Origin of the sequence: Synechococcus sp. WH 8016, assembly GCF_000230675.1 — a bacterium.
Lineage (GTDB): Bacteria > Cyanobacteriota > Cyanobacteriia > PCC-6307 > Cyanobiaceae > Synechococcus_C.
In genome coordinates, this window is sequence record NZ_AGIK01000002.1 from 26708 (window position 1) to 39646 (window position 12939).

Genomic DNA, 12939 nt, shown 5'->3' on the forward strand with positions numbered 1-12939 from the left:
TATCAACTTGCACTTAAATCATGATCTAGGCTCATCCAAATCAAAACCAGATAAGGGATCACAGACTCACCAAACATAAAACCAAACAATTCGCTTAAAAATAGGCTATGTAGCATCAGAAGCCCTTTACAAATCAAAAAACCAGCTTAAGATCGTAAGAATGAGCACCTGAGGAGAGAACAATAAGACTTTTTGCTCGAACCTCAGCTCTTGCAAGCCTGCTGGCATTGGTCGTGCTGCCAACAAAATCGGTAGAACTAAAGACAGGTGATAATAACAAAACAACAAGAGAACCAATTAGTAATCTTGTTCAAAAGATTCCAGAAACTGACTCAGATCAACTCGTCAGCAGGCTGGAAAGACTACAAGACAACACAAAAAACAACAGTATTGCCATTAATATTGAAGAGGCGATTGCACTTGGAGTAAAAAACAATCCAGACTTAGAAGTTGCTTTTAGAGACATACAAGCTCTTGAATGGCAACTCATCGCAGCAAAGAGAAGATGGTTCCCTAAGCTTAGTCTCAACGGTGGACAACCATTCACAGGGTATCGATGGGAGACATTTGTAGAAAACAACTATGCCGAAAAGAGGGACCTCTCGACCACCCAAACCACATCAGAAACTTACAGTACACAGGCAAGGGCAACTGTCAGCTGGGACTTTCTTGATCTCAGCAGACAAGCAGACATCAATGCAGCAGAAGATAAATTAAGAAGGCAAAAACTATTATTCAACGTAAGCGCAAGAAATCTAATTTTAAGAATCCAACAAGATTATTATGCCATTCAAAGCAGCGCTCAACTAATAGAAAGCTTTAAGGCAATCTATGCCATCAACAGGCAACAATTAAATATTCAAAAAGCAAGACAAGCGATTGGAATGTCAACAATACTTGACGTAGCGCAAACAGAATCCCAACTCTTCTCTCAGCTCAATCAACTTGTAGGCTATACGCAAAGTTACAACATACAAGCTGGAAGACTGGCTCAAAGCCTTGCACTTCCACCTGGAAAACTTGCAATTCCAAACAAGGAAGCTGCTCCTCAAGGGATATGGACACAAGATTTAAATCAGACCATTGATGAAGCACTGAAACAACGCGAAGAAGTACTTGCAAGCATTGCAGCAGCAGAAGCTGCAGAATGGGAGGGGATTGCAGCACTTAGGAAATACCTACCAGTCTTTTCGATTCAAGCAGATGGCAATCTAGATCTCACCAATCGATTTCAAACTACACTCATCACAGAACAACCACGAACAAATCGAATTAATGATAGAGAAAGATGGTCAGGAGCCATTGGCATTGGTTTTCGATGGAATGCATTCGATGGAGGAATTAGTGCAGCAAATGCACAATCACAATTCGCCCAGAGCCGCAAATTCCTCGCTGAAGCAAGCTTATCAAAATTAGAAATCACCCAGCAGGTTCAATCAAGTTATAGTCAAATGGAAACCGCACGGATAGGGATCAAAAGCGCGGAGCAGGCCTATCGCAGTGCGGAAATCGCCCAAGAAGCAGCAAGAGCACGATTGGATGTGGGCGTAGGAGATATTTTTAGCGTTGTACAAGCGATTGGTCTTCTTTCTAGTGCAGCAGTACAAAAATCACAATCTACTCTGAACTACAACAACTCGATTGCTGAACTTTATCGTTATTCGGCAAATTGGCCTTTAGATAGCTATAAAGATGTGGAGTTAAGAGTCAAAACAAATAACCAAACAACCAAGCCATGAGCCAACTTTTCAACGATCGAGCCCTGAAACAACGCCACAGAAGTGGGGATCGAAACGGACCGGTAACTTTACTCACTCCGCCATTGCGAGCAACGCTCGGATTGGGTGCGCTTATCGCATTAGCGGGTGGAGTATGGGCAACGTTCGCCAGAATTCCTGTGAGTGTACAAGGAAGTGGTGTCTTGCTACCGGTCAGTACAATCAACGCGAGCTTAAGTGGAACCAATGGAAGCGCAGTTTACATGTTTAACAAACCACAAAAAGAGTGGCATAAAAAAGCTCGATATTTTGCAACTTCCCCAGACAAAGTTACAAATGAAGAGCTCCTTAAGCTGGCAAAGTCTATCTATGAAGAGAGTTACAACACCGTATCTTTAGCGTCAGGAAGCAGTGCATCTGAAATTTTCGCTCGCAATCTCAAAGAAACCTTTACTGGACTAAAAGTGCCAAAAGGGCAGCTCATGATGTGGATTCAGTCATCAGGTGAGCTGGAGCGACTGAGCAGCACCATTGAAGATGTAGAACGAGCCATAGCAACAAATAAAGCTCAAAGAGAAAATATCGAGCGCAAACAAATCATCTTAGGAAAGGAGCTAAAGAGCAGATCCTCCTATCTACAAAGCATGAATGACTTAGCAAAAAAGGGGTTTGTCAATATGCAGAGCATCTTGCAAGAGCAGTCACAGGTTGACAACGTAAAGTCGCAGATACTCAACAACAATGATCAGCTAATTGAAATTATAAATAAGCTTGCAGAGTCATACTCTTCATTGCGAGGTCAAACAGCAAAGCTTATCAACAAACAATTAATCTATGCTGGACAAGATCTCTACATCTCAAGCATTATTCCGAATAATGGAGAGGGGGTTGGAGAAGGGGATGTACTGATGCAACTGAGCAACAATCAACTTGATCAACCAGTCATGGTTCCAGTTTTTCTGAGTAGCAAGGAAATGGCACAGGTCTTTCCAGGAATGCAAGCACTAGCAACACCGTCGGGATACAAGCGTTCAGAAGTGGGGGGGATACGCGGAAAAGTTGTATCGATGGCCAAATTACCTAGCGGACTTCAAGAAGTGAAAGCACGCACTGGCGTGAAAGCCCTAGCCCAATCCATTGTGTCTGAGGAACCTGTACCGACACTGGCTGTCGTAGCGCTCGAACAAAGTGATCAAAGCCCGATCAATGGTGGAGGCTATCGATGGAGTTCCGATTCAGACCTTCCCTATCCCCCAACACCGGGCGATTCATTGAGTGTAGAAATTACAACAAGAAAAGTAGCTCCAATCTCCTTGGTCATTCCTGCAATTCGCAGCTTTTTTGGAATTACCCCACCTGAAGCACCAAAAGGAGCGGCTAAGCAAGGAAGCCGCGCTGAAACCGATCAAAGTGATAATCGATGAATAAAACATTGCAACGCAAACGCGTGAAAGCACGAACACGCTTGCAATACGAAGCCGCCGAATGCGGAGCGGCCTCACTCGCCACAATCCTTGATTATTTCGGAAAAATTGTTGAGCTAAGCGAGTTGCGAGCAGCCTGCGGCGTGAACAGGGATGGGTCCAATGCAAAACAGGTTTTGCTAGGTGCACGTCAATACAAACTCAAGACTCGTGCCTATCGCTGTTCTGGTGATCAGCTCCAGGCAGAGGGCCGCTTCCCATGTGTTGTGTTTTGGGGGTTTAATCATTTCCTCGTTGTAGAAGGCTTTGAAGGAAACCATGCCTATTTGAGTGACCCGGCACAAGGACGGGTGCGCGTACTAATGGAGGAGTTTCTCGACAGTTTTACAGGGGTCGTCCTTGAATTCGAACCAGGGCCAGAATTCATTGCAGAAGGGAAGCAACCAACCCTGGTATGGAGTCTCATCCGTACACTTTTGCCATATCAGTCATCCTTATTTCAACTCCTGGTTGTTTCAACAGGGCAAGCAATTTTAACGCTACTAGTAGCTGGATTAACCTCCACATTCATTGACAGTTTTCTACAAAATCAACGTCTTTATTTTGGAATACCAATCATCTGGCTTCTACTCTTAAGCATTATTGGATGGCTTACCTTATTAGGAATCCAGTTCGTAATCCTAAGACGAATGGAACTATTGCTTTCAAAAAGACTAACGGCAGATCTATTCAGAAAATTATTTCAAGTATCATTCGACTTCTATCAAACCCGTTTCCAAGGCGAAATCGCGAGCAGGTTACTACTTGGAATGGAAACAACTCAAGTTTTAGTGGCAAGGCTTGTACGTTTCATGAGCTCGATATGGATTGCATCACTCGTTCTGATTTTTGCATTTGCAATCTCCCATTGGTTAGCACTCCTGGTGCTCACGATCATGGCTGGCAATTTAGGGTTGAACTGGTGGCTTACAGATCAACGTTATGACGCCAATCGAAAGTTAGCCATTGAAGAAGGAAAAGCTCAAGGAAAGGGACTACAAGGTATCAACAACATTGAATCCCTGAAAGCCTCTGGTCTGGAATTTGACTTCCTAAGCCAATGGCAAGGCAGTTTTGGGAATGTAGTTATCCAAAATCAACAATTAGGAGCGCAAATGGCTTTATCTACTATCACCGCTAGTGGTAGTAGCTTCCTCCTTAATGCTCTCATTATCGCAGCAGGCGGATTTCTAATCATTGCAGGAAAGATATCGCTAGGCACACTTGTAGCTTTCCAGTTCCTGCAAGGTCAAATCACAGCACCTATTTCGACCCTGCCTCAAATCAATTCAGCCATCCAAAGGCTTATTGGAGACTTGGGGAGATTAGAAGATCTACGCAAAAACAACAACGATCCATTAGTACGAAGCTTTAAACTTCTTGATGAAAGCAATACAAAACATCAAAAAGTCTCAACAAAACTCGCAGGGAATATTGAACTAAAAAATCTCAATTTTGGATTCACTCCAACTGCAGAACCATTCATTAAGAATCTGAATTTATCGATACCAGCAGGCTCTCAGTTATCCATTGTTGGAAGTAGTGGGTCCGGAAAAACAACCTTAATTAGAATCCTAGCTGGACTGTATACAGCATCTTCCGGTGAGCTTTTATTTGACCATCAAGCCTGGGAAGAGCATGGCGACCAAACGATGCGGAGTAGCTTGGCTTACGTTCCCCAGCAGGTGTTTATCTTTAACGCAAGTATTGAAGACAATATTACACTTTGGAATCCGAAATATAGATTGAGTGAACTTGAAGTCGCAGCAAAAGATTCTGAGATTCTTTCAACAATTAGCAATCATCCAGAAGCCTTTCAACGACAGCTCAAAGACAATGGCAAAGATTTGAGTGGCGGAGAGCGCCAACGAATAGAGATTTGCCGAGCACTTTTGCGTCAACCGAGCATTCTTCTATTTGATGAGGCAACAAGCGCATTGGATAACGCTACTCAGTCCAAAGTGCTTGATACTCTCAAGGCAAAGGCAATTACGGTTGTCAATGTGTCGCACCGACTTGACGCTGCTTTAAGAAGTGACGCTGTATTAGTAATGCAAAATGGTGATGCTATCGAATACGGCCCTCCAGCCAAATTGATGTCAAATAAATCTGCTTTTTATGATTTAGTCCAATCTGAGAAAGCTGAATCGATAGGGATGAAATCATGACCATAAAAGAATCTAGACAGGCTCTTTCAGCGGCACAAAACCTAGAAGAAGAATTACTTTTTAGTCTTCCTCCAGACGATGATCATCACCCTGAGATGCGCTTGATTGGGTTTTGTCTTCATAAGCTAGGACGTCGAGATCAAAAGATTGAGCCTTTGGTAGGAGCCAGCATTGTTGAATTGCTTGACTACAACGATATTCATCATCGATCGGTAATCGCTCCCCGTGATTTGAGCACACGCCACTGGGATCTTGATCCTACAAATGACAGCGAATTCCCATTGATGATTGTGTTTGACGAAAGCAATCAAGAACCCCTAGCTCTCTATCGAGCCAACGGCGAAAATTGGCTTTATAGCGGTCACCAACAAAAACATATTCTCGCCACTGAATTAACCGGTCTAACAGATAATGCATATGAAATATACCCCTCATTACCTACACTCGTAAAAGGACCTCTTTCGGTTTTAAGCTTTGCTTTTTTATCAGAATTTGGTCCCATATCAGCTCTTCTTGCAGCGTCTGGAGTCGTGATGTTGTTTAACCTCTCCATCCCGATCTTAACCAACACACTAGTCAGCAAAGTACTGCCCCAAAATGACCAACAATTGCTAGTAGAGGGAGTCAGCGTCGTCGTCCTCATCGTGATTGGTTCCGTCACAACATCTTTTCTTCAAAACTTGATGATGCTTAGGCTTGAAAGTGTAGCCGATTTAAGGTTGCAATCAGCCGTTTGGGACCGGCTCATGCGTTTGCCGATGAGTTTTATTAGCCAATATTCAACAGGAGATCTATCATCTAGAGTCAATTCTATTAGCCAGCTTCGCCAACTCTTGGGAAGTGGAGTGTTGACAACACTTTTGTCAACCCTGTTTTCGCTAAGCTACTTCGTGCTGATGTTTATCTACGACAAGCAATTGGCATTATGGGCCTCAGCCTTTACTTTAACAGCTGTTATATGCCTTCTAGGGATTACATGGAAATCTATTCAATTACAATTACCATTGCTCGAAAGTGGTGCTGAGATCACCAACTTCTCATTACAATCCGTGATGGGCATGCCACAAATTCGTAGCGCTGGGGCAGAACCTTTCCTCCTTTTGCGCTGGATGCGTGAGATTAATCGCTATGCCCTAATCCAATTGCGCAACAACATCTACAACGATGCCATTGAGCAATATGGAACAGTCGTGTCTCCCCTCTCATCGCTGTTCCTTTTTTCAGTGGTTGCCTATCGAATCCTCACAAGCCCAGATCAGGCCAATGCGAATCAAATTATTGTTGCTTTTATATCGTTCAATGCAGCATTTACCAGCTTCAATAGTGCTGTGACCAATGCGGTGAATTTGATTGCGAATACCGCTGGACGCGCCGCTGTGCTTTGGAAGAGAGCAGAACCCGTGATGTATGCCGATGTTGAGCAAGGATACCAATCAAGTGCACTCCATCATCACTTACATGGAGAATTTAAGCTGCAACACATCACCTTTGAATTTCCTGGAAGCTCTGAACCCCTCTTTAAGGATCTTTGCTTCAAAGTTCCTGCTGGAGCGCATACGGCGATTACTGGGCCAAGTGGCTGTGGGAAGACCACTTTAGTGCGCATGCTTCTGGGTTTCACGATCCCTCAGGCTGGAGAGATTCTGATTGATGGAATTCCTCTCGGACAACTTTCCATCCGCTCTTATCGCAGACAAATGGGAGTGGTGATGCAAACAGCAAGGCTCAATTCAGGCTCAATTTATGACATCATCTGCGGTGGAATTCAACGCGACGAAAGCGCAATCTGGGATGCTCTCGAAAAAGCTGCCGTCGCAGATGAAGTAAAAGCGATGCCCATGCAGTTAGAAACTCTTCTTAGTGATTCAGGCGGAAACATCTCAGGAGGGCAAGTGCAACGCATTGCTATAGCCAGAGCATTGATTACCAATCCAAAAGTTCTTATCATGGATGAGGCCACCAGCGCTCTCGACAACAAAGCGCAACAGCACATCACAGAAACAATCAATAACCTCGGCATCACCCGAATCAGCGTTGCCCACCGCCTATCAACCATTCAAAATGCTGATCAAATCGTGATTCTTGAGAAAGGCCAATCAACCGAATCAGGCAGCTGGGATTCTCTCAAAAATCATGGCTATTTAAAACGGATGCTCGCCAGTCATTGATGAGGAAACAATCCAGCACTCATCAAGCCCCAAAGCATCCTTTGGGATGATGGATTATTCATGATGGCCAAGCCCATTCCACTCAGACCAGTCATTAATCCAGGAAGGAACAGAGAGCCTTCCTGAGTTTGAAAACATCGCAAATCCAGCTTTCCACCGCTGCACCGATCGAGCACCGAAGCACGATAACGATTGGCTTTCAGTGCAGCCAGCGAACACGTTTCTACGTCCGTGCACCAAGGACCACTAACCACAGCTTCCAACACAGCCATGAGGCCGAGGCCTCCGCAACAGAGATGATCCATCCTCGGCTCAGGCTGAGCCGAGATGGTTTGGATGGCGATCTTGATTTCCTCCTCACACTGTTGATCCCAAAGATCAGTCCCCCACAGGCAGGCCCTGCCAAGAGCGATCCCTGGAGCGCCATGACACCACGCCACCATGAAAGAGGGCTGAGCATCAGCGGCCTTTAATGGATCACGAAAGTCAGGCCAATTGCCCTGATCGGCCTGAAAGAAACTGCGCTCATAGGCCAAAGCCGCTTCCGCTCCCCGCCGAAAACGCTCCTCACCTGTTGCAACATGCAGGCGAGCAAGAGCCGCTGCATAACCGGCTGTTCCATGGGAGAAGCCAAGCAGGCCTTGGGTGTCTCGACCCGACAGCCAACAGCCCTGCTCTTGTTGCCTCTCCAGCAAATGATCACCGGCGGTCATGGCCAAGCGCAGAGCACCCTCAGACTTTTGAGCCAATAAAGAGCCAATCAACCCCGCACTCCCACCAATCACATCCAATTGCTGATCGGCCGCGATGAAACGCGGGAGCGCAGCATCCACCAACACATCCACCCATGCACGCCTACCAAGTTGCTGCAATCCAAGCAAGATCCCGCCACATCCACTGATTCCTAGCGACTGATCTCTCCACCAGCGCAGACGTGAATCGCCTGATTGCTGGCTCATCAATGGTTCCATTCCAATCAAAATGGAACTGGACAACGCATCACCAATCGCAGGGGAGATGTCCTGCTGACGCAGACACGTCTCCAAGCACGCAATTCCGATCGATCCGCCATACAGCGACAAGCCCACCGGCCCAAACGAGAAATTTTCCCCATCCGCGCCTAAATCCATCCCAAGCCACTCCACCTGGCCATTGGAATCACGAATCGCCATCTGAGCCAAGCGATTGAAGATCGCAACAGCGACCTCATTAGTCCGATCAGAAGCAGTCTCATGATTGATTGAACCATCAACCTCTGAAGATGACGATTTCTGGACTTCAGCCTCAGATTCAAGCAAGACTCTTGCAGAAGAGGAACCCGCAATTAACTCCATCTGGAATTCAATTTCTTCAGGGGAGAGCTGCACCAAACGTTCATGGGCAGAGGCCAAGCCACTCGTCTCCAAAAAGCCAGGAAGCTGCCAGTCAGCTTCATCAAGATCCAGAGCATCACCATCAATTGGATGCGTAAAGAAGGGAATGTCCAATTGCCTCATCTGCTCCAGCTCAGCAGCAAAAACTGGCCAGTGATGAGGTCGCGATTCTGCAAGCAAAAAACTGCGCGCCAGCTGCTCCAACTTCAAAGCCTGTGCCAAGGGAGAACGCAAGGCTTCTGGCTCAAGCTGTTGGCGTTGGATCGCAAAATAAACCCGGGTCGCTCGCAACACAATCCGGCGAGGCAATCCGATAAACAACGACAAAACCCCACCTGGCTGAAGCCAGGCATCACGCACAGAGATGAGCTCATCACATTGCACTTTAAATCCTTTTTGGAATCGAGAAAGATAGTGGTCAAATACATTTTTTGAACCTATTCCCACTGGCAAACTTGTTGGCATTTCAGCATCCGCATTGATGCGTCCAGGCATCATCCCATCGCTATTAAGGCCAAGCCATCCAGGCATCTTTGCCTTTTTATGCTTCGGAGGCGTCACACCAAAAGCACTGATATCAACGGCTATTTTGTGTCCTCCAAGAAACATCCATTGAGGCAAAAGCCCCGATCGCAACACGGAACGCTGGAAGCGCTTCTGCAACCCCGATGGTGTGATCAGGTCAAGCTGTGAAGATGCATCATTCACATAATCAAGAACATCTGCCTCCAACAAGGTCTCGGTATCAATCAAGAGCATCTGATCTCCGCAGGCGATCAGATTTTCATGATGACAATCCGTACAGCCAAGAGCATGAAGAACAGCCGTCAATCGTCCAGAATTAAAATAAAACTGTTCCAACTCTTTCTCATCGACACAAATCCGATGCGACACATATTCCATATAGCCATAACCTTGGCCACAATGAATCTCCAGCAATCTCAACGGAGCCAAATCACTGCGCTGATTGAGATCCAACAAAACCCGCTGATAAGCAGCATCAACCCCCATATCTTTCGGCTTATACACAACTTTTAGAGCTGAAGTTTCATCAGCCTCCAATCCAAAACTCAAAATCGCTACGGCACGACCGCCGCGATGTGGATCACTCAATCCTTGCTTAATTCCGTCCAAACACAGATGGGCTGGAATCCCAAATTTGGACTCAAGATCCAAACGATCCGAACTCACTCGCTCAAGCATGTCTACCGATGCTTGCAACCAGAGCTCAATCACCGTGCCCACGAATCGGCCTAGCTCAGGAAACTCGAGCAGCAACAACTGCAAGCCATCGCGGCGATGACGTTGCACAAACGCCTCGTAATGCTCACGCACAGGAGGACCAGAGCCATCACCGGCAGCACCCAGGTGAGCGAGGAGCATCGTGCCTGGCGTGCGCTCAGAAGAAAAGCAAGACCACAACACCTGCTCACCGATAGAGCACAAACGCTGCATCAAGCCATCGGCCAGCTGCGACAACGCTGCCGGTGCAATCCGTCGATCACGCACGCTGGAACCGATCTCTTCTTGCAGCCAGGCAATGGCAGGCGCATGCAAGGGCTGCCAAAGGTCCAAAAAAGGAAGCTGATCGTCTTCGGAAGAGACGGGCAGCAATGGCAAATCCCATGCCTCTTTCAGCAACTCAGAGACGAGAGCCAGCCTGTTCTGCCAATCCGAGCTCCCTTGTTGATTCTCCGTACCGTCCGACTTCAACCACGTTTCAAATTCCCCTTCTGACAGACCATCCCAGGACAAACGCCGCGCAAACTTGTGAGGCTCATCCGGCGCCACCGCCGCTTGCCAGAGAGAAACCCAGGACTGAGCAGATTGACCCATGGGGAGAGAGCACTCAGCACAATCCAGTGTGCTCAAGACAAGCCAATCCAACCGCGCCCTCTCAGCTGACGCATCAACACAAACCGATGATCAAACTATTAGGACGCCAACGATGAACGACGACCCCATGTCGACATCAGCCACAACCACCACACGCCAAATCCAAGCCCGGCGCGACATGGTGTTTCTTGTGCTGGCCGGACTCTTCCTCGGCACCCTGGGGATGCTAAACATCCTTGGCCTGACACGATTTCTAGCGCTCGGCAAGATTGGATCTTGGCCCATCGTGGTGGCCATTGGCGCCCTCCCCTATCCGGTCACCTTTTTATGCACCGATCTGATTAGTGAGCTTTGGGGTGAGGAGCGAGCCACTCAGCTGGTGTGGGTCGGTCTTTTGCTGAATGGATGGGTGGTCTTAATTCTGTGGCTGGGAGGCCTCCTGCCAGGCCTCAACGGCGCTCCAGAATCCACATTTTTTGAAATTCAACGCCTGGCCTTTGGGTCGATCGGTGCCTCGATGGCGGCTTACCTCACGGCCCAATTTGTGGATGTTCGTTTGTTCCACTTTTGGAAACAACGCACCAATGGCAAAGCCCTCTGGCTCCGCAACAACGGCTCCACCTTGGTGAGCCAATTGGTGGACACCAGTGCCGTGGTGTTGATCAGCCATTACGCCGCCCATGTGTTGCCCATCCGCGCCGGAGAAGCGGTGCTTCCTCAGCTGGGAGCTTTCATCGCCAGCGGCTATTTGTTCAAAGCCCTCGCCGCTTTTGCTGACACCCTTCCCTTCATCTGGCTCACCGCCTGGTTACGCGATTGGCTTGATGTTCCGGGAGACGGAAAGGAGATCATTCCCATGAGATCGGCGCGACTCCGGTGACGATCAGCGCACCAATGAAGCTCAGTGCGCAAGTCCTTGGCATGATTAAAGAACTGACCTTCTAACCATGGACGCCGCCCTCTCTGGCTTCAATCTCGGGACCGTCTTGGTCTTTGGCAGCGGACTGTTCGTGATTGCCACCTTCTACTTCGGGACCAGAGGCGGCTACTACAACACCGACAAGTACGACGGCAACGGCACAGCGCACTAAGGCGCGAGCTGAGCGATCATCAAGCCACTGATCGAGATGGCATGAACGCCACCCTGCCTGGCCCTGCGGCCAACACCGAAGCCATTCGTTTGGCTCTTCAGAGTTGGCCAGACGTTGAGGCCTATTTGAAAGGCTGCAAAGGAATCATTATTCCGCTTGGCTCCACAGAACAGCATGGACCCACAGGTGCGATAGGGACTGATGCGCTCACAGCAGAAGCTGTAGCGCTTGAGCTTGGTCGTCGCAGCGGAGTGCTTGTCACTCCTGCTCAGGCCTATGGGATGGCCGAACACCATCTCGGCTTTGCGGGCACGATGAGTCTTCAACCAGCCACCCTGATGGCGGTGATGCATGACCTTGTGTTGTCCTTAGCCATCCATGGATTCGAGCGAATCTTTGTGGTGAATGGCCATGGAGGCAACATGGCCACAACCAAAGCAGCCTTTGCCCAGGCCTATGGAACGGCCGCCAGCCGAGGACTTCCGGTGGCTTCCAAACTGCGCTGCAGACTTTCCAACTGGTTTATGGCAGGGCCTGTGATGCGCCAAGCCCGAGAGCTGTATGGCGATCGTGAAGGCCAACATGCCACCCCCAGTGAAATCGCCGTCACCCTTCATCTTCACGACAGCTTGATCACCAAGCAACGGCCCTTACCGGAACCCGCCCCATGCGGAGCCATTCACGGCCCAGCCGATTTTCGGCGACGTTATCCCGATGGCCGCATGGGCTCTGACCCCTATCTCGCGAAACCAGAACATGGAGCAGAGTTGCTGACCACGGCGGTTTCGGCACTGCGCGAAGATCTTGAAACCTTTCTCTCCGCTGCATGAGCAAGATCACCGCCGACGACGTTCGCAAGGTGGCCAAACTTGCCCGCCTTGACCTACCTGAAGACACCATCGCCACCTATACGGGGCAGCTGGAACGGATTCTCGATTACGTGGATCAACTTCAAGCGGTGGATACCGAAGGGGTTCAACCCACGACACGCGCTGTAGAAGTGGTGAACGCAACACGTGAAGACACCGTTGTGGTCACAGATGTGCGCCAAGAGCTGCTCGATCAGGCCCCCCAGCGCGAAGGAGACTTCTTCCGCGTGCCCAAGATCCTCGCCGACTAAAC

The 12939-nt window shown here is 48.3% G+C and carries 9 protein-coding genes; 8 read left to right on the forward strand and 1 reads right to left on the reverse strand.

The window, feature by feature from the left end; genetic code table 11:
* Window positions 1-233 precede the first annotated feature (233 nt).
* Genes SYN8016DRAFT_RS07020 through SYN8016DRAFT_RS07035 form a run of 4 tightly spaced genes read left to right on the forward strand, consistent with a single transcriptional unit; the run spans window position 234 to window position 7517 of the window.
* Complete coding sequence (locus SYN8016DRAFT_RS07020) at window positions 234-1739, forward strand: TolC family protein (protein WP_006853647.1); 1506 nt, start codon at window positions 234-236, stop codon at window positions 1737-1739.
* Entirely contained in the window at window positions 1736-3142 is a 1407-nt protein-coding gene (locus SYN8016DRAFT_RS07025) for a hypothetical protein (protein WP_006853648.1), read from the forward strand. Before SYN8016DRAFT_RS07020 ends, SYN8016DRAFT_RS07025 begins: the two co-directional genes overlap by 4 nt.
* Window positions 3139-5349 carry an ATP-binding cassette domain-containing protein gene (locus tag SYN8016DRAFT_RS07030; protein ID WP_006853649.1) on the forward strand — a complete coding sequence of 737 codons (2211 nt, stop codon included), beginning with the start codon at window positions 3139-3141 and terminating at the stop codon, window positions 5347-5349. Before SYN8016DRAFT_RS07025 ends, SYN8016DRAFT_RS07030 begins: the two co-directional genes overlap by 4 nt.
* Complete coding sequence (locus SYN8016DRAFT_RS07035; RefSeq protein WP_006853650.1) at window positions 5346-7517, forward strand: ATP-binding cassette domain-containing protein; 2172 nt, start codon at window positions 5346-5348, stop codon at window positions 7515-7517. The genes SYN8016DRAFT_RS07030 and SYN8016DRAFT_RS07035 overlap by 4 nt, the downstream gene beginning before the upstream one ends.
* Here the strand turns inward: SYN8016DRAFT_RS07035 and SYN8016DRAFT_RS07040 are convergent.
* Window positions 7511-10726 carry a type 2 lanthipeptide synthetase LanM family protein gene (locus tag SYN8016DRAFT_RS07040; protein ID WP_006853651.1) on the reverse strand — a complete coding sequence of 1072 codons (3216 nt, stop codon included), beginning with the start codon at window positions 10724-10726 and terminating at the stop codon, window positions 7511-7513. The genes SYN8016DRAFT_RS07035 and SYN8016DRAFT_RS07040 overlap by 7 nt on opposite strands.
* Before the next feature lie 112 nt (window positions 10727-10838).
* Here SYN8016DRAFT_RS07040 and SYN8016DRAFT_RS07045 point away from each other — a divergent pair, with 112 nt between their 5' ends.
* From SYN8016DRAFT_RS07045 to gatC, 4 genes are all read left to right on the forward strand, one after another.
* The gene (locus SYN8016DRAFT_RS07045; protein ID WP_006853652.1) at window positions 10839-11606 is read left to right on the forward strand and encodes a queuosine precursor transporter; all 768 of its coding nucleotides are present in this window, start codon (window positions 10839-10841) and stop codon (window positions 11604-11606) included.
* Window positions 11607-11673: 67 nt separating this feature from the next.
* Complete coding sequence (locus tag SYN8016DRAFT_RS15540) at window positions 11674-11817, forward strand: hypothetical protein (protein ID WP_006853653.1); 144 nt, start codon at window positions 11674-11676, stop codon at window positions 11815-11817.
* Window positions 11818-11858: 41 nt separating this feature from the next.
* Window positions 11859-12647 (forward strand): creatininase family protein, encoded by a 789-nt coding sequence (locus tag SYN8016DRAFT_RS07050; RefSeq protein WP_006853654.1) that lies wholly within the window; start codon window positions 11859-11861, stop codon window positions 12645-12647.
* Window positions 12644-12937: an Asp-tRNA(Asn)/Glu-tRNA(Gln) amidotransferase subunit GatC gene (gene gatC, locus SYN8016DRAFT_RS07055; RefSeq protein WP_006853655.1), complete on the forward strand. Its 294-nt coding sequence runs from the start codon at window positions 12644-12646 to the stop codon at window positions 12935-12937. The genes SYN8016DRAFT_RS07050 and gatC overlap by 4 nt, the downstream gene beginning before the upstream one ends.
* The last annotated feature ends 2 nt before the right edge of the window (window positions 12938-12939 follow it).